This is a genomic window from Shewanella sp. WXL01 (assembly GCF_012263345.1).
GTDB lineage: Bacteria > Pseudomonadota > Gammaproteobacteria > Enterobacterales > Shewanellaceae > Shewanella > Shewanella maritima.
This window is the reverse complement of sequence record NZ_JAAIKQ010000002.1, coordinates 534,752-555,340: the sequence shown is the minus strand read 5'-3', so window position 1 is coordinate 555,340 and position 20,589 is coordinate 534,752. Positions and strand designations below refer to the sequence as shown.

The window sequence follows — 20,589 nt, the reverse complement described above, 5'->3', positions numbered from 1 at the left end:
ATGGCTAGCGTAACTTATCGTCAAACCAACAAAATTTGTTGGGCACTCAAGTTCGTGTCATGATGACCTGACATATTTTTATAATAATCAGCCAAATAAACCCCGTACTTTATGGACTCAACTTTACTGATCAGCTTAGCAATCGTTCATTTCATCGCGCTAATGAGCCCCGGGCCAGACTTCGCAATTATTGTTAAACTCGCTACCCAGCAACAAAGAAGCGTTGCATTAAGCTGCGCTTTTGGTATCGCGTTGGCAATTCTGGCTCACACACTTCTTTCTTTAATGGGGATCAGTTTAATGATCCGCCAGTCAGAAATCGCCTATTCAATCGTACAGTTTGTGGGGATAAGTTACCTCGCATGGATGGGTCTTGGCGCACTCAAAGCTGCCATTAGCCAAATAAAAGCAAATAAAGTGCAAAAACAGCTACGCCAAAACACGCTTGATAGTTCAGGCGAAATAGATGACGAGCCGCAAACCGCACCGCTTTCAAACTTTCAAGGGTTTAGAATTGGTTTACTCACCAATATGCTCAACCCCAAAGCACTGATCTTTTTCATAACCTTGTTTACTGTCATGGTTCCAGTCGAAACCAATACGCTAACGAAGGCTGGCGCTACCATTGTATTATTTGGATTGGCACTGCTCTGGTTTGCATTTGTAGCAATTGTCTTGTCGCAACAAAAAGTTCAAGGCTATTTCAAGGCTATTGCTTGCTATATCGATCTTGGTGTTGGCGTAATATTCATTGGCGTTTCGGCAACAATTGCTATCAGTCAGCTAATTTAGCGGTAATGTAACATGAACAACGTTCAGTCATTATTCAGGCAGTGTTAAGTAAACTACTCAAAGCCCAAAAAGTACAGAATTTAAACATTCCAAATAGGGTAATTAATCAGAGTTTTAATTCACTAATTGATTAAGTAAACTCAAACTAACGGTCCGATATTCCAGAGGTAGTTCATGCGCGTGCTAGTTATTGAAGACGATCCAATATTGTCTCACCACCTTGCGACTCAGCTGTCAGAGCTAGACAACCATGTGCAAGTAGCAGACACGGCTAAAGAAGGCTTCTATCAAGCATGCAACTATCCTATTGACGTTGCAATTGTCGACTTAGGGCTACCTGATCAAGATGGTATGAGCCTGATTAAATCTATCCGAGAACAAGGCATCAAGTTCCCTATTCTTATTTTAACTGCCAGGGTTAATTGGCAAGATAAAGTCGAAGGTCTTAATGCTGGTGCAGATGATTACCTAGTAAAACCATTCCAGAAAGAAGAGCTTTTTGCACGACTTGATGCGCTAGTTCGACGCAGTGCGGGCTTCGTTAAACCACAAATAAGCTCAGGGCCACTCACTGTCGACTTAGCAGCAAAACAAATAACCCTGAATGGTGAGTTAATGTCAGTTACCGCATTTGAATATCAAATTCTCGAATATCTAATGCGCCACAATAGTGAAGTCGTTGCCAAGCAACGTATCTTAGACGTTATTTATGCTGACAAGGAAGGCGATCCAAATACCATTGAAGTTATGGTGAGTAGGCTACGCAAAAAGTTAACCCAGGGCGGACTAGAAAACCCTATTTTGACCATTAGAGGTCAAGGCTACAAGTTCAACCTTCCATGCGACTAAACCTGCACCCAGAAAAACGCCTATTAACTCGGGTGCTGGTCACCTCTTTCACCATTATTACATTAGTGGGCTTCGCACTTGCCTGGCTACTCACTCTGGTGTTTGCCCAAAGCAAATACAATGACACCACCACCAAACTTATTGCCGAGCTACCAGTCATTGCGGCGGAGTTTCAAGAAAACAACCTTGTACCGATTACACAGGCTATCGACAACGATAACATTTACACCAAGTATCTAATGGCAACCTGTGACTCTCGCTACCACACTATGTGGGAGTCCAGTGCGGCAATAGACGCGGGCGTTTTACAAATATGTGAACGCTATAAAAACGTTAAGGACAGTTTTGGCGTCAAATACATTAATAACGGTACAGATCAAAATTATTTTGTTTACGCACTTAGCGTGCAAATAGAAGCTCAGGATTACCACCTAGTCATTTTGAAAGACGCCAGTAAATTAAAACAAGAGTTAGACAAGTTTGACCGTTTAACCTTATTTAGATTAGCAATTGTATTAGGTATCGCTTATTTACTACTCACTAGTGCGGCTTATTGGAGTTTGCTGCCGCTTAGGCGCTTAAAGTTAGAATTGCAACAATTAAAAGATGGTCAAAAGCAATCACTGGAGAACGACTACCCTGTTGAGCTGACTGGGATAACGAATTCCCTTAACCAGCTAGTGAGCCAAAGTGAGCAACGCCAAAGCCGTTATCAAAATGCCATGAATGACTTAGCACACAGCCTAAAGACGCGCCTAGCTGCAACACTTGCCATCATAGACGATAAAAGCCTTACACAAGAACAGCAACGTCAGCACGCGCTAACTCAGGTCAATGACATGGACCAACTTGTAAAATACCAACTTAAGCGAGCGATGTTGGGTCGAAAAGGGCTAATCAGTGAGCTTACTCCACTTGAGCCTGTCATCAAGCAAATTACCGACATGCTTGATAAATTGTATCAGTCAAAAGCGGTGCAGTTGGAACTTAAAGTTGCTCCTCAACTACTATTGCCAATGGAAAAAGGCGACGTAATGGAGCTTGTGGGAAACATTCTTGAAAACGCCTACCGCTTGTGTATCAGCAAAGTGCGTGTAACCGCAATTACATCAAATGGAAATATCCAGTTGTTCATCGAAGATGATGGGCCTGGTGTAGAAGACAGCATTAAACAAAAAATTATTTTGAGGGGTGTGCGCGCCGATACCCAATCACCAGGACAAGGTATTGGTCTTGCGGTTTGCCAAGAGATTATTGATAGCTATGGTGGCACCATGAGTATCGAGCAAAGTGATCTACTCGGGGCGCAATTCGCTCTAACACTGCCCGCTCAATAACGAATCAACAATGCAGTAAGTCAACAGGCGAACAAATACATAATCAATCATTACGAGCATATAGCTGCTCTGCACGATTAAACATCAGCCATGACGTCACAATATATTTGTCATTACTTAATGGCGTGTTACCTCTGTGGCTATGAGTAAAGCTAGCAGGCGCTATTACCATAGTGCCCTTTTGCGGTTTTATTTGCTTATTTTGATAAAAGAACTCGGTTTCACCACCTTGCTTAACATCATTCAAATAAAACATAAACAGCGCGACACGATGTAAAGGTTCATTATGGGGCAGCTGTGGAAATTGCTCCGAATGCCAATGAGGGTAACCTCCAACACCTTGTTGATAATGCTGCAAATTTACTGCTCCACTGCGGAACAAGTATTTTACAATAGCCTCTATTCGAGGCAGCCCGAGCCGTTCGAAATTGTCCGGCGTTAAGGTGGTCGGATTGCCCTGCTCATCGTTAACATTAACCGCAACAGCGCCCATCAACGCCAACGGATAGCGCTTAAAATACTCAACAGCATATTTAAAGGTGACTTGCAGTATCTCATTTTTCAGTTGCGTAAGCTCGGCAACTGAGTCCATAGTTAAATCTCGGCTATGCTTCTTTTCTAAGTCGACACCATTCCCCGTTTTCCCTTGAGTAACCGCAGGATGGGTATCTAGCACTTGAATTAAGCTATTGCACAGAGTTTCAGGTAAAGCATTTGGATAAACTTCTATAAAATCCATATCAAACTTTCAGTGGATAAGCATACAAATATGCTGCCATGCTTGTTAAGCTTATGTAAAGCCGCTGCTAAATTTAGTACCGCGCAGTCCCGTATAAATGAGCTTCAAACTTGCGATTGATGCTTAGACGAATATCTCTTTGGCTGCAGTAGATACATTCAACAGCTAAGGCGGCCTGCGAAGATGTGTTTCAGGAATAATAATCAATGAGTCAAAGCGAGAAAGTCTCAGTCCAATTACTTCAAGTCGGCATGTTTATTAGACTGCCCGCTTCATGGAAAGACCACCCTTTTTTATTCAATAGCTTTAAGATAAAAGACACTGCACAAATCCAACTTATTAAGAGACTTGGAATAAAAGAAGTTTTTTACGTTAGAGAAAAAAGCGATGCAAAACCCGCGCAAGCAAATGGCGACGAACAAATCGACCGTCAAGCTTTAAGCGACTTAAAGTCTGAAATGGATAAACAGAAAAACGAGCTTATCGAAAAGCAACAGCAACTTAAACGCCGCTTTAAGAAAACCGAGCAAAAGTTTGACCGCTCATTATCAATGATGCGTTCCATGACCTCTAAAATAAGTAGTCGGCCGCTTAATGCAGTTAACGAAGCTAAAGAACTAATTAACAACCTCACCGATATACTTGTAAGCGGTGAAGACCTCGCACTGCACCTTATGGCAGACGCCAAACCGGGTGACGTGATTTATCATCACGCATTAAACGTGTCTATGCTCAGTATGTTAATGGCTAAAGAGCTTGACTGGCCACGGGAAAAGATTGAACTGATAGGCCTTGGCGCCCTATTTCATGACATAGGAAAGTTCAAAATTCCTTCGAATATTTTGCGTAAAAAAGCGTCGTTAACTGATGCTGAACAAAACTTGCTTAAACAACACCCACTCATGAGCATCAATTTTTTAAAGCTTGCCGACAGTTTCCCAGATGAAGCAAAACCTATGATAGCTAATCACCATGAGTTTCTGGACGGAAGTGGTTACCCGCAAGGACTAAAGCAAGAAGCATTAGATGAACCCTCGCAGCTATTGACTGTGGTGAATGAGTTCGATGCTCTATGTAACGGTACTCACCACATTAAAGCGAAAACCCCAAGTACAGCCTTGGGACAACTATATAAAAACTATAAAACAAAGCTTAACAATGAATATGTGGGCAAATTTATTAAAAAGCTTGGCGTGTATCCACCAGGTAGCGTAGTTGAGTTATCCAATGGGCAATTTGCCTTAGTGATAACGGTAAACCTTCAACAAATATTACTACCCGATGTTATCGCTTACGATCCTTTGGTACCTAAAGAGCAAGCGCCTATTATCTCGCTGCAAGATCACGGTTTAAAGGTCGTACGTAGTCTGCCACCATCGGGCTTACCAGAGAAGGTAATGAAGTACCTCAACCCGCGTACCAACGTAACTTACGCATTTGGTAAATAGCCAATAAGTATCTATTATGTAAGAGTAATTAAACCCGAATGCCCATACAAAAAAACCAATGCATTAGCATTGGCTTTTCAATTTTTCAGTGCAAAAATAATTTACAACCAACCTTTACGCTTGAAGAACAAGTAAGTGCCAGCAGCACTCGCCAACATCATACCTATCGCCATTGGATAACCAAATTGCCAATCAAGCTCAGGCATATTCGCAAAGTTCATCCCATAACTACTGGCGATAACTGTAGGAGGCAGGAATACCACTGCGGCAACTGAGAAGATCTTAATGATCTTGTTTTGCTGTAAGCCGCTAAAGCCCATAGCTGCATCAAGTAAAAAGTTAAGCTTATCGAAGATGAACTGGCTATGAGGCATCAAAGACTCAATATCTGATAACATCTCTCGTAAATCTTTGACGTTTTCTTCAGATAAATGCTCACGATAGTAGCGCTGCATATAACGAAGCGAGCGCTGCGTATCAAGCAAACTTAGGCGAATTTTACCGTTTGAGTCTTCTTGTAGCGTAATGAGTTTAAACACATCATCAAGCTCTTCATTTTCAAACACGTCTTCACCAACACTTTCAAGTACCGAGTACACGTCTTCAATTAAATCTGACAAATAGTCTACTTTGAGGTTGAACAGTTCAAGCATTAGCCCTTGAGGTGTCGTGATATCAAGGCGCCCCAAACGCAGATAATTTCTCAGCAGGCGGATAAGGCCTACATCATCTTCACGAATGGTCAGTAAAAAGTCAGTCCGTAAGTTAAATGACACGTTAATACCGCGCACTTCGGTGCCAAAGCGCTGTGGGAATAACGAGTTAATATGCAAGCCATCCTTACTTTGGAAAAAACGCGCAGATGCCTCAATCTCATTGATATCTTCTTCATCTGGCACATCTTCAGCTGAAAATCGCCTCAACCACAATCGTTCGTCTTCATTGGGTTTCTTCATGTCCAACCACAAGGTGCTATCGGGCAAGCTGTCGTGAATAGTAAGTTCGTGAACGGTTAGCTTTCGATTTTGATAAACATAGGCTGTGATCATGTGTCCCCCTAATAGCGTCACGCTAGGTAACTTGAACAGTAGATTGAATTGGGCGCTAGTGTACTAAATTTGATAAAAAATAAAATGAAAAAATGAAATAATGCCGATGTTATTTCATATTGATTGCCAAACCTGCAAATAACCAACTAAAGTTATAAAAAAAGCGCCATATTTGGCGCTTTAACTTAAGCTTGCTGCTTTATTCACCTTTTAAGCGACGGTCTAGCTGATCCTTGAGGTTGGCTGGTACACCTTTGATCAAAATGGTGTCCGAAATAGGGTCGTAAATCACTCGCTCTCCTAAATGCCCACCATCAAAACTCAAAGTTACCCCACCGCCCGTGCCAGAAAACTTTTTAAGTTGACGCAAACTTGCTTTGTCAGCGGGAAACTCTTCATCTAGCTCATAGTTACCGCCACAAGCAAAATCATAGAACGAATCCATACCTTGGTCAGCAAGTTCATCGGCAAGATCTTTTACTTCAATATCGTTACCTGTCTCTGCACGCTCAGTGCAATAATCAAACACCTTGTTGCGTGCTTCTTGACGCTCGTCTTTAGTAAGCTCGCTGCTGGCGACAAAATCTTCAACCGCATTCATCAAAGTTTTGTTCTGTGCTTTAGTATTTACGCCCTCAACGCACCCCATGAAATCTAAAAAGAAATCGGCTACTTTACGCCCAGCACGGCCACGAATAAACGAAATGTACTTGCGAGACTCTTTGTCAGCTTGCCATTCAGTTAGGTCGATACGAGCTGCTAGTTGAATATTGCTTAAGTCTAAATGGTTATTCTCGCTTAGCTCCATGTCATCAAGTACGGTCATCGAGGACTTAGCATTTAGCAATGCAACAAACAAATAGTCACTGGCCATCACGCTATAGCAAGACATCAACAAAAAACCGCCCTGACTAAAATCATACTTAGACAGCTCTTCTTGCAGCAATTGGCTCGCACTAGAGGTAAACTCAACGAAGCCTAAATCGCCATTTCGGTAGTCAGTAAGCGCTTTTGCAAAGGCTTCGTTAGCTTCGCCATCTTCACCATGAGTACCGAAAAAACCAAACCCTTTACCTCCTTTGCCACTATAGCTGTGGTGGAGCTCATCGAGTATTGCATCAACGGCATGACTATTAAGCAAGGGTTGAGGTCGAAGGCGACAACGCATTTGCCCCTGAGCATCTTGAGAGATTTCATGGATAATGGCGTGTTCAGTAGAAATAGTCATTAAGCAGCGTCCTAAGCAGTTTTCGCAAATGATGCCAATCATATCAAACAGATTGCCTAAGTCGAATCATCTACGAGAACTTGTCATCGAAATGCAGCGTTATTTACTGGTTATTCGGCTAGTTATCATACAAGCCTGACCAAATTTACCAATATTTGTAACTTGTTCGCTGCTGAGATGGGGATTGTGCAATAAATCCATAGGCGACAGGCTGGTAAATCCGTTATCATATGCAGCTAATTCATTCATTTTGAAGTTTTTTGATTATGGCAATTCAATCTAAATACACCAATACTCAAGTAGAAGCATTAATCGCTGAGATTTTAGCTGTGCTAGACAAGCATCAAGCCCCTACAGATCTTCGCTTAATGGCACTAGGTAACACTGTGACTCATTTACTTGAAAACAAGGTTCCTGCTGAGTCGCGTAAAGCCGTGGCAGAACAATTTGCTAAAGCGTTGTCACAATCAGTAAGCCAATGATCTGTTTCAAAAGACCAGTTACAAATGAACAGTTACAAAACTGATTAGTTACACATAACCAATTATCAACGATCGGTTTAAAAAATAGGGTTACAACAAAGCATGGCTGAGCGCAAAAAACAAATGAGCCGCGACAAAATTTCACGCTTAGTGAATTGGGGGCACTGGTTTGCCTTCTTTAACGGTTTTTTAGCCATGCTGATTGGCAGCAGATACATCCGCAGTGTCGGTTGGCCTGACTCCACGCTTGAGTGGGGATACCTCACAATTAGCACCATAGGCCACTTTACCTTTTTAGCGTTTTTAGTGTATTTGGTATTTATTTTCCCGGTTACCCTTGTTTTACCCTATTCCAAGATTTTGCGTGGGTTTACTGCGTTTGTGGCATCACTTGGTTTATATGCATTGTTATTTGATACCTTGATTTATGACGACTACGGTATTCATTTAAGCCCGTTTGCATTCGATTTAGCTTGGCAAGACTTAAGCTCACTACTTCATAGCACTTCTTATATCTCCGTCCCTTTAGCGATCTTAGTGTTAGAGCTCACCGCGGCAAACTATATATGGAAGCGCATCGACAAAATCCAGAAAAAACAGTGGGGGAATAAAGTTGTTATCTTTGTTGGTGTTTGCTTTTTTGCCAGCCACCTTATCCACATTTGGGCCGATGCGACGCAAGTCGATAAAATCACCCGCTATGATGATGTGTACCCGCTGTCATACCCAGCCACAGCGAAATCATTTATGGCCAAAAGTGGTATTCAAAACGAAGACGATAATAGCCAGCCTAGGCTTCATGCCAACAGTCAATTAACGTATCCAATTACCCCTATGCAATGCTCTGCACCAAGTGATGCGAACAATGTATTGATGGTAGTGGTTGATAGCCTTCGCGCTGATATGATCACTGACAAAACTATGCCATTCCTCACTCAGTATCAGCAGAAAAATACCTTATTTACCCAGCACTACACGGGCGGTAATCAGTACTTAACGGGTATGTTCTCACTGCTATACGGCATCCAAACAAGTTATATAGACCGTATTGAATTTAGGCTAACAGAACCTGTACTCACTCAAGTGCTTGCTCAACAGAATTATCAACGTCAATTATTTACCTCTGACGAAAACCTGCAGCTATTGAGTCAAAGTGCGATTGCAAGCCAGTTTGCCGTATCATCGCACTCAGATAAGCGTGGCAGCGCTCAAGTCGACGCCTCAATCACAGAAGATTTTAATCAATGGCAGGCGAGTCAAGCTCAGCCTTGGTTTGCGCTAGTGAACTACTCCTCACCAAGAGACTACGATACACCTGCAGGCTTTTTAGGCATTGAAACTATCGCGCCGCCTATGCCACTTAAAAGCGCTGAAAAGGTATTGTTTAACCAATACCGTCAATCACTTTTCTTTATTGATCAGCAGCTAGAGCAGCTATTAAAAAATGTCGACCCACAAACAACCGTAATCATCACCGGCACCCATGGGCAGGTATTTACCAGTAACAGCCGTGAGATCCGCCGCGACTTTTCACCAGCTAATGTGAAGGTACCATTAATCGTGCATGAAGCTGGCAGAACAGCAAAAGAGATCAATTATCGCACCAGCCACTACGGTCTAGCACCTACGCTAATGAGCCACATGTTTAACTGCACTAACCCAGTAACAGATTACAGCAGTGGCCGCACCCTATTCCAACCTGGTCACGATGAATGGGTCTACATAGGTAACAGCCGGGTCTTTGCTATATACCAAGCTAAAGAAGCAACTGTGTTAGACAGGCATGGCAACTACCAAATCTATAACCTCGACTTTACCAAACAATTAGAAAAGAAAATGAGTGCACCTGAGCTTATTCAGGTGATGCGCGAAGGTAGGCGTTTGTACAACAACTAAATGTCGCTGTATTTTAACTACTTAACAGATTTAGAAAGCCCTTTGCTTATCAGCCAAGGGCTTTTTATTTACGAGCGGTTTGATTCTGCCATCAATTTATTAAGGCAGATGGGACTAAACAAAGTTGTGGAAAATAACAAGTAGCGAGTAGCAGTGTAATAGTAACCGACCGACATTTGTGAGCTTACACACTTACTTGGTTGAGCTATGGCCCCTCACTTTGTCACGCACGCTAATTACTGTAAAGAACCTAAATATCTGCGAATTAACCTACGTGGAATGCAAGTTGTTAAGCAATAGCTTACAGATGAACAAAAGACAAAATGCCCGTTAATCGCTAAATTAACGGGCATTTTTTATTTGGTCGGTATGAGAGGATTCGAACCTCCGACCCCTGACACCCCATGACAGTGCGCTACCGGGCTGCGCTACATACCGAATGGTGGAAAATAAAGCATTTCAAATTGTTCTAACACCCTGCTTTATTTATATTTTATGCGCGAGTAGAGATTATCAAAGCCTGCCTAATAGGTAAAGCTTGAGTAATGTTCACAAGTGTTGATTGTTTATCCATTAACCAAGCTGTTCATCTGGCCTAACTCACTGTGTCTGCACAAGCCCACTTAATATTAGTAAGCAAAGCCTTAGACTAAATGTTACGAATACGGTTTATAAACACCAGTTAGCAGCCCTTACTTAAGTCGGTAATTTAGGACTGAAAGTAAATATCCACCTTCTAAAGAAGGGGGCTTTCAGTAGTTTTGTATTCTCAGCAGCATCTATAAGTGATGATATTTAAAGCCCTGAAAACATGGATGTTTTTGAACACACATGGATGTGCTTGCTGCGTGCTTTAAATATCATTACATAGCAGGCTCAACCTAACATGTCATGTAAACAGAAATACAGGCAAAGCCTACTCGATGATAACCACCTACTGAAGTAGGTGGTTTAGGGCTGAAAACAAAAAAAGCCTCCGCGAACGGAGGCTTTGGGTCATCTAGGGAGAGATGAACTAATTAGAACTTTTGGTTAATACGTAGGTAGAACGTGCGACCTAATACGTCATAAAGACCTGTATTCACGTCACGGTAACCCGCGTAGTCGTACCAAGTAGGCGCTTCTTCATCAAACAAGTTGTTCACACCAACAGTAATAGTACCGTTCCAGTCATGGGTGTAACCGACTTGTAAGTTGTGCTTGAAGTAGTTTGGCGTGTCGATGATGTAATCGTAGCCAAGATCACGCCAGTACTGACCAGACTGGCTACCAATGTATACAGTTGTCCAAGCCGCACTGAAGTCATTGTAGTACCAAGCTGCTGCAAAGTTACCACGCCATTGCGGATAATCTTGAATACCGGCATTGTCAATCGCTACAGATTCAGAATCAGCTTGCTCAACAAACTCTTTAACATAAGTCATATCAAGCTTAAGGTTGAAGTCACCAAAGTTTGTTTCAAAGTTATATGCTGAAGCAAAGTCGAAACCACTTGTCTCAACAGATGCCATGTTGATATAACCACTTTCGATGTATTCAATCTTACCGTCTGCACGACGTGTAACTAAGTCTGAGCCACCATTAAGCTTTTCATCGCGGATAACATCTGTCGCACTTACCGACTCAATCTTGTTGTCATATGTGATGTCATAGTACGAAAGCTCGACGCTCCACGCATCTGTAACATTCCACACAGCGCCTAAAGTTAGCGAGTTGCCTTCTTCAGCTTCTAGATTAGGGTTACCGCCAAACCAAGTTTTGTGCTGATTACTTGCATCACAATAGTCAGGATCTTTTGCTGCGTTCTCAGGAGTACACCAAACAACGTCAGTTGCAGTTTCGAAACTTAGTGATTGTGAAGAGAACATCTCACCCATGTTTGGTGCACGGAATGAGTCACCATAACTCGCGCGGATAAGTAACTCATCAATCGGACGCCAGCTCACACCTAGCTTAGGTACAACAGCATCAAATGTAGAAGAGTTAACAATCTCACCGGTAGCACCCGTAAGTGAACCTGACTGCTCATATTTCTCATAACGAATAGCAGCAGATACGTCTACGTTACCAGGTAGACCTAACTGAAGTTCAGTATAAGCAGCAGTACGGTCACGCTCAGCGTTTACGTCATCACCACCTGAACCACCTGAAATAATACCAGCAGCTGATTCTGGGTCAGAAGTTTGCTTGAAGTTGATCATTTCATACTCAGCACCGACTAGCATAGCTAGTGACAGAGTGTCATTCTCAACAAGTAAAGTAGAAGCCAAACCATCAATTTGAGTGCTATCGAACTTACCTTGGTAAACACCAGTATGAGCAGCTGCACCATAAAGCGCAGTCATTTGCTGATCCCACTCATCATAAGACATACCTGAAGTATTAAAGATATCGTATTTACCAGTATCTAGTTCACTTTGGATGATGTTGTCGTTAATTAGGTTGTAGTTAAACGAGTTAGTGGTAGACCCTGAGAATTGGGCATTAATTTCCCAATCGATACCATTACCAACATCAGAGTAACCTACAAAACCACCTAGGAAATCGTAGTTGTTGGTTTCAGTTAAAGTGTCACGCTCACCAATTTGTACAGAGCGCATATATACTGTCATATCTGCACCCGTTGGGTTATACGGGTTATCAGCAGCTAAAACTGGATAGTTGGTTGACACAGGAGTACCAGCGTAACGAGTCTCTGTTTCACTTAAAGATGCAGAACCACGACCACGGAACTGGATGTCATCAGTGATCTCATAGGTAAAGTTGGTCATGAATGAGTTACGAGTCATGTCACCAAATAGCTTAGTTACTGCACCATAGCTATAGAAACAACGGCCATTGTTGTTTCCATCAGTACCATCGCTTACATTCTCAGTTTGCTCACACATATCTGAGTTTGAGTAGAATGCATAAATTGGGTCTCCGTCTGCATCTACTTTACCTGTGTTATAGTAACCATTAGGTACTGAGCTGAATGAGCTGTAATCACCATAGGTTGGATCATCCATGCGCCAAATATCGCGATCCATTACCGCTTTAGTATCATAGTACTCGTAAGTAAATGTAATGTTACCTTTGTCGGTATTGAAACCAGTAGCAACAGAAAAACGATTTGCATCACCACCTTCAACATCTGGCATTTCAGTGCTGTAGTCTAACTGGAAACCGTCAAACTCTTTCTTGGTGATAATGTTAATTACACCAGCTACCGCATCTGAACCGTAAACAGCAGAAGCACCATCACGTAAGATTTCGATACGCTCTACAATTGCAACTGGAATTTGTGATGTATCAGCTGTCGCACCCGAGCTTGAGCTGGTACCAGGCATACGACGGCCATCTAAAAGAACTAAGGTTGCTTGAGAACCTAAACCACGCATGTTGATAGAGCTAGTCGCACTTGCGCCAGCACCATAGCCAGACATACCACGCCATGAACCAAATGCGTTGATAGATGAGTTGTTAAGTACGTCTGCGACTGTTTTTTCACCAGTAAGAGCAATATCCGCTGCACTTAAAACCGTAACAGGCGAAGAAGTTTCCATATCAACTTGCTTGATACGTGAACCTGTTACTTCAATACGCTCAACTTTTTCTTCTTCTGCAAAAGCAGAACCTGTAAATGCAACTGATGTAGCAGCAGCTGCTAGAAGGCTGCGACGAATCGCTTTGGCCGTTAATGATTCAGAACTCATTTTTATCTCCCTCAATACGTTAAATCAAATAACGCAATGTTTTTTATTGTTTTAGCTGTTAACCGATAGTTAACCGCTTGAGATCGATACTGTTAAATAGGTGTAACCCAATCAACTGAATTCATTATAAAAAAACCACCAAATCACAACTTGATACTATTTTTGCTCAAATGTTAAGCACTGCAACGTAACATTTCATTTAAAATCAGTAGCTTAATGAATGCAGAGTGCAAATCTACCCTAATAAACCACAGGGAAACATAATGTAACACTAGTTACTCGCTGGTATGGATTATGTAACAAACATGTTCCCGATGAGAATTAACCCAAAATAAACACATAATCATTCAAAACTTTTTTCTTACCTGCATATAAAACATTCGAAAGTTAACAATGAAGTTACAAAGCAGAGTAAAAAATGTGAATAAAGGCTTATTTTGACGCAATGTGTTGAAAATAAAGACAGCTACGGGGTGAATAACTATTTATAGAGATCAACGCAGTTTGTTATCTATGATCTAGTAATAGGAGTTTTCTGCGCGATGTAAAATACCTCTTTCTAAACAAAGTGCCTTTGTGTGCCCCCCTAAAATAGAGCCTAACTTCACTAGCTGCAGCGATAACCAAGAGTAATGAGCTAATTATTAAAACCAACAGGTCTAAAAAACACTAGAATTTATAGGAAAAGTTCAATCAAGAGATAACCACTTGTTTAAGCGGGTGGTTTAGGGTTGAAAACAAAAAAAGCCACCCAAATAGGTGGCTTAATTTATTTTGCGTTACAGATTAAAACTTGACTTCAGCTTCAACAAACCACTCACGACCGCGTGCGTTGTATACGCTGCGTGGGTAGTGTGGCCATGAAGTGTCAGTTGGGTCAAAGTTAGGACCTGCATCAAACAAGTTAACAATACCTGAAGTTAGCTTAAATTCATCAGAGATATTGTAAGCGGCAGTTAGGTTCCACTTAGTTTGAGATGCAACCTCTAACTCACTTTCGCTTACATCATCTGTTTTGAATGAAGTGTAGTTAACGCCATGCATTCTAGCAGTGTGGTAAGCACCTAAAGTTGCCTCGAAATCTTGAACAAAGTAACCAAGCACTAAGTTAAAGCGATATTGTGGTAAACCACCTTCATCGATGTTATCAACCACTTCTGAAGTCGGGTCAAGCTGACTCTCAGAATTTATCAAGTAAGTACCATTGAAGTTCAGTTTTAGGTCACCAAAACTATCCAAATCCCAGTTGTAACCGGCAGTTAAGTCGATACCACTAACTTTCTTATATGCCAAGTTTTGCGCTACTGAATTGATATGAGTAATTGTGCCATTGTCATCACGAGTGATCATATGCTCATACAGCTCGTATTCACGCGCTGCTTTTGAAGCACTGATGTCACTAACCATGTCATCAAGCTGCCATTCCCAAATATCAAATGTTGCGTTGAATGCGTCTCCGCCGTATACCGCACCAATGTTGGCTGTGTAACCAGTTTCAGCTTCTAGGTCTTTGTTAGCACCAGTGGTAATGTCAATGTGTAGCTCGTTACAAATCTCGTTAATAGTTGGATCTGGGTGAGTCACGCCTGGCTCGCCACCCAATGCCGCACACTGTTTAAAGTCAATGACTTGAGAGAAACCAGTAGTCGGATCGCCATACACGCGGTGCATGTCTGGAGCACGGAATACACGGCTGTATGAACCACGAACCAACAACTCATCAATTGGACGGTATTCAACAGTTACCTGAGGAGTAAAGTTGCCACCCATATCGTCGTAACGGTCATAACGAACCGCTGCGTTCACAGTTAGCTCTTCAAGTACAGGTACGCTCAATTCAGCATAAGTTGCCCAGTAAGAACGCTCACCTGCACCTGATGAACCACCAGTAGTTAGGATGTTACCTTTCTTAGACTCTGAGTCAGTGTCGGTTGAGTAATCTTGAATTGTGTATTCAGCACCTACCGCAAAGTAAGCATCGCCTTCAGCCATTTCAAAAGCCATACCAGTTAGGTTTGCTTGAATATTCTTTTGAGTAGATTGCGCTTGCTCAAATGGGCTGTAAGACGCTGCTTCTACGTCATCTGAAGACATAGGCTTAAGCAGTGAATTGCCGTTTTCACCTGCCGTGATGTAATCAAACATGCTGCCTACAGTCGCATAACCGCTTCTGAATACATCTACATTGGTGCGGCCATAGTTTGCCGAAACGTCCCAGTTGTACTCATCTGCAAGCACACCTTCTAAGCCAACGGTAAAGAAGTAGTTACGAGTGTTGGTTTCACCACGACGGTTATCAAACTCATGTAAACGACGCACATAGTAATAATCGCCATCGGTAGCATTGGCAAAATCACCACCTAAGGCAGTTGTTTTGTCGGCAAAAGTTTTGCTTAGCTGATTACCATAACTTACGGTTAATTCATTGCCATTAACTTTGATGTCGTAATCATTGATTGCCATTGGCTCAATGTTAGTCGTTGATTTAGCTTGAGCAAAGTCTAAGCGACCAACAAAAGCCACGTCATCGTTTAATTCATAGTTGAAGTTAGTTGTACTGATGAAACGATAGCTCTCTGGCTCAAGGTCTCGCCACTGTGAACGGTCAAAACCACAAATGCTGCGAGCCTCATCCCAGAACCAACCGCCATCTGTACATTCTTGTGCAGATAATTGACGAGCACCAGTACCGGTACCAGCAATACGCGCACCGTAAGAACTGTATTGAGAGTATTCGCTATGAGGTACTTTATCAGTATGAACACCGAATTTTTCACGCTGTGCAGCAGTTAGGCCTTCATTATTGGTAAATTCAATAAAGGTAGATACGTTACCTTTCTCTGAAGAGCTACCCAGAGATAGCGCAATTCGGTCACTTGCACCGCCACCACCAGTGGTATCGCCATGGCGATATTTTAATGCAGCACCATCAAAGTCTTTCTTAAGAATAATGTTGATTACACCACCAACAGCATCAGCACCGTAGACAGCTGAACCGCCTGATTGTAATACTTCAATACGCTCTACAGCTTCCATAGGAAGGTTTGCAGTATCAACAAAGTTATCAGTACCGCCTGCAGGTTTTGGATATTGGTTTAGGCGCTTGCCATCGACCAAAGTCAAAGTACGGTTAGCACCAGCACCACGCAAACTAATAGAAGACGCAGCAGGTGTAAAACCATGTACAGACTGAGTCGTCATTGCACTTGTAGTTGAAGTTAAGCTTTGTAACGCATCTTGAATAGTGGTAAAGCCTTGCTTAGCCATATCATCTGCACTCATCACCGTCACTGGTGTAGCAGTTTCCATATCAGTGCGTTTAATACGAGAACCTGTTACTTCAATTCTTTCAACTTGTGCTTCTGCTTCTGCCGCAATTGACACCTGAGAATACATACCCGCAGCAGCTACAGATGTTGTAGCAACGGCGAATAATCCACGACGGATCGCTTTCGCTGTTAAAGATTCAGAACTCATTTTATCTCCCTATGCGTTATCAAACGTAACGCTATGTATTTTTATTGTGCCAATAGTTAACTAGCGGTTAACCAAAGCACAGGGATACTGTTAAAGAGACGCAAGATCATCAATTGCCGATAACAAATAAAAAACAAGAGGGATACAAGTTGATACAGGTTGGTGTATTAAATAGCCGCTCAAAATAAAACCGGCTTAGTTTTTAATGGTTTATAGAGTTTTTTGAGAATGTGAAGTGATACATTTTGCGATACATATCGATACAACTGAAATAAAGCTGTCACATACGGTTACAGGTAAGTTGCAATTGGTAATGTTAACTATTCAGTAGATCATATAACGCTGGGTAACCCAAAGCCTATTTACCTAACTTTAAGTTTCCTTACTTAAAGTGCATTGTTAATACTAAATCACCATCAAAATTTGATAACAGATGTAAGTGCTATTCATCAGTTGCGAATCAGTTGATTCTAAGTAAGCACGTTTTGTCTGCTTAATTTAGCGAAAATTCACTATGTCGCATTTAGTTCCGTACTTACTATTTCTTGGGAGTTTGCAGACGAGTTGCTAGGTAAAGCTGCAAATAGTTAACGAGATAACGACGAAGATAAGCCCGTTATAAATATGGAGGCCTTTTGAATGAGTCGGCTGTATGTTAACTCCCTAGAAGGAAGCGTAGCCTAAACAGCTATAGTTCAAGCACATAGTTGCGATGCAATTTAAAACCGTTGAAAACAAAAAAGGAGCCAATAGGCTCCCTTTCAGTTAACGCACTAACGTATTAACGAGTACGTGGGCAAAGCTCTTCAGCACTGAAGAAGTATGCGATTTCACGCTCAGCTGATGCTAATGCGTCTGAACCGTGTACTGCGTTCTCGTCGATGCTTTCAGCGTAGTCAGCACGTAGAGTACCGCGAGCTGCTTCAGCTGGGTTAGTAGCACCCATGATTTCGCGGTTAGCTAGAACTGCGTTTTCACCTTCAAGACATTGAACCATGATAGGACCAGAAGTCATGAAAGAAACTAGCGCGCCAAAGAAAGGACGCTCGCTGTGCTCAGCGTAGAAACCTTCAGCTTGCTCTTTAGTTAGGTGTACCATTTTTGAAGCAATGATCTTAAGACCAGCTGATTCAAAACGGTTGTAGATAGCACCGATGTGGTTTTTAGCAACTGCATCAGGTTTGATGATAGAAAAAGTGCGTTCGATCGCCATGACTAGCTTCCTTATATAAGCAAGTAATTTAATTTTCGCGCGGATTATACGTAAATTAGCTAATTGTGCAAAGCGTTAATCACATCACAGCGACAAAATAGTGAGTGTGATCCACATTGAGTTATATATCACCACTCAAAACCTAAAGACTTAACCAGCATGATGGCAAGGCTTAGGGCTGAGCAAGATAGCGTGTAAGCATAGTCGATAATTGTTGCACAAATTGCTCTAGTGGCAAGTCGCTGGCAATCGCAGGTGTTAAGGTCGGATAGAGAATTTGATCGAGCAGTCCATTCACCAACATATAAACTGCCATATCACAGGCTTTAAGCAACTCTATTCTTGCATCTTCACTTGTCGGAACGACCAATGCTTGAGATAGCTTGCCTGCAAATAACAACGATATTCTGCGGTAGGTAGTCGCCCTATCTAGATTAGGGTCGGTAAACAGGTTATTCCCATGTAGACGCGCGTTTAAATGTATGGTTCGAAATACGCTTTTGCGCTCAAGTAGAAATGTCGCAGTCTGATCGGTTAACCATAAAACAAATTGCGCTAAAGTTTGTTGACTTTGCGAGGCTTGAGCTTGTTGCTCCATTTCGCAAACCCAAGCTTCAAGCTCAGCACCAAAATCGTCATAAAGCAGCGGCAACAAGGCTTCTTTGTTTTCAAAACGACGATAAAAGGTGCCAACCGACACCCCTGCTCCTTCAGCAAGCTCCTTAATACTAATATGCTCAAAGTACTTACTTTCAAGCGCGCTGCGCAGCGCTTTCAAAAACTTATCGTGAGTCTGCTGGCTACGTTTTTGCTTAGGGCGAAGATCGGTTGATGTCATAAACTACAGATGACCGCGGTTAATTTGCCACATAATAAATGAAACAATCTGCTGCGAGCAATCGTTTCTCTCAAACTTGTGCTAATGGCGAACTTGCTCATGTTAGAAACCAAACTTCCAATACAAATAGAACAAACTGAGTAGCGTAAGTATAAGTAAACAGCCCAAGGTATACACCTTAAATGCACCTTGCGGGCGGTACTTGTCTTGCACTTCATCACTTAGCATGACCTTATAGTTTAGCCAGGCGTATAGTGGAGCACTAACAAACGATACTGTGGTAACGAAGTCCAACAAACCTTTTATATTGGCGGTATGTGCTGAGATAATCCACCAGCTACCGAGTGACAACACCAATAACGTAACTGGATAGGCATACTTTGCTTTGGACTGAATGTTACCAGCAGCAGTCGTCACGCTTCGTTTTACCGCCAACACAGACACCGCTCGCTGCCATACTTGTGAGAACCCATCAGCTACAGCAAAGGTTGTCGAGAACAAGGCAACAAAGGTCACAATGGCCATCAATAACCAGCTCCACTGCCCTAGCGCCTGGCTATATAAGCCTACCAACTGCCCAGCAAATGCCGCTGCAGAATCAGCAAAGCTCTCACCGCTGCCAAAGAGTAATAATGCCCCCATCCACATAAACACCAATGCTAAAACAAAACTGGTTGCGTAACCCACATTAAAATCTAAACTCGCATTACTAACTGCAGCTTCTCCTTTAGGCTCACCTTTGGCTAACACCCATAACGAATGCCAAACCGACACCTCAATTGCTGTTGGCATCCAACCTATTAACGCTACGATAAAGGCAATAGTTACTGGGCTGGTCAATAATATTTGCGGTGCGCTCTCTGCTGGGCCAAAACCTAATTTACCGATACTGGCAAGCAGTGCGATCAAAGTGCACACAACCAGAACTAACATCATCCACTTGAGCATAGTGTTGAGTAGTTTGTAATGCCCAATAAGCAGTACTGCCGCCACTATTGCCAAGATAACGGCGGTCCACTGTGACAAACTCAATACATCGCCAAACAAGTTCATTGCCAAAGCAGAGGTAACAATCGTTACCCCAGATTGCACAAAGAACATGGTTATGGCAGTTAGCGCTAGAAATAGCAGTAGTGCCCAATTGCCTATGCCTTTATAACCTTCAAGTAAACTGTTGCCTGTAGCTGCCGCATACCTTGGGCCGAATAAGAAAAATGGATATTTGATAACATGAGCAAGCACAATAAAGCCAACAAGGGCGAAGCCAAAGTCAGTCCCTGCACGCGTTGCTTGTACTATGTGTGATACACCGATACTTGTTGCAGCCCACACAATACCAGGGCCTAGTAGAGCGAATATGCGGGACAAGCTATTTGAAGTAGAGATTGACATGGAGATTAACAATGCGCCTGTATTATATTATGCCGCTAAATAAGTTAGCTGTACTGTGAGTCCATCCTTTTTACGACACGTATGGATGTGAACGTTCATTCGCATAACTTACGGTGATAGTTACATAAATGCAACACATTAAAATTCATACTCA

General features: G+C 42.3%; 14 protein-coding genes and 1 tRNA gene. 6 read left to right on the top strand and 9 right to left on the bottom strand.

Translation table 11 applies throughout. From position 1 onward, the window contains the following. The first annotated feature begins 111 nt into the window (after nt 1-111). The 3 genes from G3R49_RS07525 to G3R49_RS07515 all read left to right on the top strand — a co-directional run bounded on the left by G3R49_RS07525 (nt 112) and on the right by G3R49_RS07515 (nt 2,978). A complete protein-coding gene (locus tag G3R49_RS07525) occupies nt 112-792 on the top strand; it encodes a LysE family translocator (protein ID WP_167869210.1) in 681 nt (226 codons plus the stop codon). A 174-nt stretch (nt 793-966) separates the two neighbouring features. After that, on the top strand, nt 967-1,641 hold the full coding sequence (locus G3R49_RS07520) for a response regulator (RefSeq protein WP_130597549.1): 675 nt from the start codon (nt 967-969) through the stop codon (nt 1,639-1,641). Next, nucleotides 1,632-2,978 (top strand): ATP-binding protein, encoded by a 1,347-nt coding sequence (locus G3R49_RS07515; protein WP_167869209.1) that lies wholly within the window; start codon nt 1,632-1,634, stop codon nt 2,976-2,978. Before G3R49_RS07520 ends, G3R49_RS07515 begins: the two co-directional genes overlap by 10 nt. A 43-nt stretch (nt 2,979-3,021) precedes the next feature. Here G3R49_RS07515 and G3R49_RS07510 read toward each other — a convergent pair whose 3' ends face one another. Beyond that, nucleotides 3,022-3,717, bottom strand: coding sequence for a 2OG-Fe(II) oxygenase (locus G3R49_RS07510; protein ID WP_130597551.1), 696 nt, complete (start codon nt 3,715-3,717; stop codon nt 3,022-3,024). A 206-nt stretch (nt 3,718-3,923) separates the two neighbouring features. Here G3R49_RS07510 and G3R49_RS07505 point away from each other — a divergent pair, with 206 nt between their 5' ends. Then, nucleotides 3,924-5,165 (top strand): HD-GYP domain-containing protein, encoded by a 1,242-nt coding sequence (locus G3R49_RS07505; RefSeq protein WP_167869208.1) that lies wholly within the window; start codon nt 3,924-3,926, stop codon nt 5,163-5,165. A gap of 101 nt (nt 5,166-5,266) precedes the next feature. On the opposite strand, the gene corA is transcribed toward G3R49_RS07505, so the two are convergent. Both corA and yejK read right to left on the bottom strand, forming a co-directional pair. After that, the gene (gene corA / locus G3R49_RS07500; RefSeq protein ID WP_130597553.1) at nt 5,267-6,214 is read right to left on the bottom strand and encodes a magnesium/cobalt transporter CorA; all 948 of its coding nucleotides are present in this window, start codon (nt 6,212-6,214) and stop codon (nt 5,267-5,269) included. 199 nt (nt 6,215-6,413) lie between these two features. Beyond that, the gene (gene yejK, locus G3R49_RS07495; protein WP_167869207.1) at nt 6,414-7,442 is read right to left on the bottom strand and encodes a nucleoid-associated protein YejK; all 1,029 of its coding nucleotides are present in this window, start codon (nt 7,440-7,442) and stop codon (nt 6,414-6,416) included. 266 nt (nt 7,443-7,708) lie between these two features. Between yejK and G3R49_RS07490 the strand changes: the two genes are divergently transcribed. Together G3R49_RS07490 and G3R49_RS07485 are read left to right on the top strand one after the other, a co-directional pair. Beyond that, the gene (locus G3R49_RS07490) at nt 7,709-7,924 is read left to right on the top strand and encodes a YejL family protein (protein ID WP_130597554.1); all 216 of its coding nucleotides are present in this window, start codon (nt 7,709-7,711) and stop codon (nt 7,922-7,924) included. Nucleotides 7,925-8,026: 102 nt separating this feature from the next. Then, nucleotides 8,027-9,820: a DUF3413 domain-containing protein gene (locus G3R49_RS07485; RefSeq protein ID WP_167869206.1), complete on the top strand. Its 1,794-nt coding sequence runs from the start codon at nt 8,027-8,029 to the stop codon at nt 9,818-9,820. 361 nt (nt 9,821-10,181) lie between these two features. Here G3R49_RS07485 and G3R49_RS07480 read toward each other — a convergent pair. The 6 genes from G3R49_RS07480 to G3R49_RS07455 form a co-directional block, all read right to left on the bottom strand. Next, nucleotides 10,182-10,258: transfer RNA gene (locus G3R49_RS07480), tRNA-Pro, on the bottom strand. Nucleotides 10,259-10,839: 581 nt separating this feature from the next. Further along, nucleotides 10,840-13,515 (bottom strand): TonB-dependent receptor, encoded by a 2,676-nt coding sequence (locus G3R49_RS07475; protein ID WP_167869205.1) that lies wholly within the window; start codon nt 13,513-13,515, stop codon nt 10,840-10,842. A gap of 786 nt (nt 13,516-14,301) precedes the next feature. After that, nucleotides 14,302-16,992 carry a TonB-dependent receptor gene (locus tag G3R49_RS07470; RefSeq protein WP_130597557.1) on the bottom strand — a complete coding sequence of 897 codons (2,691 nt, stop codon included), beginning with the start codon at nt 16,990-16,992 and terminating at the stop codon, nt 14,302-14,304. A gap of 781 nt (nt 16,993-17,773) precedes the next feature. Further along, entirely contained in the window at nt 17,774-18,205 is a 432-nt protein-coding gene (gene ndk / locus G3R49_RS07465; RefSeq protein ID WP_130597558.1) for a nucleoside-diphosphate kinase, read from the bottom strand. A 172-nt stretch (nt 18,206-18,377) separates the two neighbouring features. Beyond that, entirely contained in the window at nt 18,378-19,043 is a 666-nt protein-coding gene (locus G3R49_RS07460) for a TetR/AcrR family transcriptional regulator (RefSeq protein WP_167869204.1), read from the bottom strand. 102 nt (nt 19,044-19,145) lie between these two features. After that, entirely contained in the window at nt 19,146-20,435 is a 1,290-nt protein-coding gene (locus G3R49_RS07455; RefSeq protein WP_167869203.1) for an NRAMP family divalent metal transporter, read from the bottom strand. Between the last annotated feature and the right edge of the window lie 154 nt (nt 20,436-20,589).

Bases quoted from the DNA above. Each gene is read 5' to 3' on its own strand.
- G3R49_RS07525 (WP_167869210.1), top strand. From the start codon at position 112: ATGGACTCAACTTTACTGATCAGCTTAGCAATCGTTCATTTCATCGCG.
- G3R49_RS07520 (WP_130597549.1), top strand. From the start codon at position 967: ATGCGCGTGCTAGTTATTGAAGACGATCCAATATTGTCTCACCACCTT.
- G3R49_RS07515 (WP_167869209.1), top strand. From the start codon at position 1,632: ATGCGACTAAACCTGCACCCAGAAAAACGCCTATTAACTCGGGTGCTG.
- G3R49_RS07510 (WP_130597551.1), bottom strand. From the start codon at position 3,717: ATGGATTTTATAGAAGTTTATCCAAATGCTTTACCTGAAACTCTGTGC.
- G3R49_RS07505 (WP_167869208.1), top strand. From the start codon at position 3,924: ATGAGTCAAAGCGAGAAAGTCTCAGTCCAATTACTTCAAGTCGGCATG.
- corA (WP_130597553.1), bottom strand. From the start codon at position 6,214: ATGATCACAGCCTATGTTTATCAAAATCGAAAGCTAACCGTTCACGAA.
- yejK (WP_167869207.1), bottom strand. From the start codon at position 7,442: ATGACTATTTCTACTGAACACGCCATTATCCATGAAATCTCTCAAGAT.
- G3R49_RS07490 (WP_130597554.1), top strand. From the start codon at position 7,709: ATGGCAATTCAATCTAAATACACCAATACTCAAGTAGAAGCATTAATC.
- G3R49_RS07485 (WP_167869206.1), top strand. From the start codon at position 8,027: ATGGCTGAGCGCAAAAAACAAATGAGCCGCGACAAAATTTCACGCTTA.
- G3R49_RS07475 (WP_167869205.1), bottom strand. From the start codon at position 13,515: ATGAGTTCTGAATCATTAACGGCCAAAGCGATTCGTCGCAGCCTTCTA.
- G3R49_RS07470 (WP_130597557.1), bottom strand. From the start codon at position 16,992: ATGAGTTCTGAATCTTTAACAGCGAAAGCGATCCGTCGTGGATTATTC.
- ndk (WP_130597558.1), bottom strand. From the start codon at position 18,205: ATGGCGATCGAACGCACTTTTTCTATCATCAAACCTGATGCAGTTGCT.
- G3R49_RS07460 (WP_167869204.1), bottom strand. From the start codon at position 19,043: ATGACATCAACCGATCTTCGCCCTAAGCAAAAACGTAGCCAGCAGACT.
- G3R49_RS07455 (WP_167869203.1), bottom strand. From the start codon at position 20,435: ATGTCAATCTCTACTTCAAATAGCTTGTCCCGCATATTCGCTCTACTA.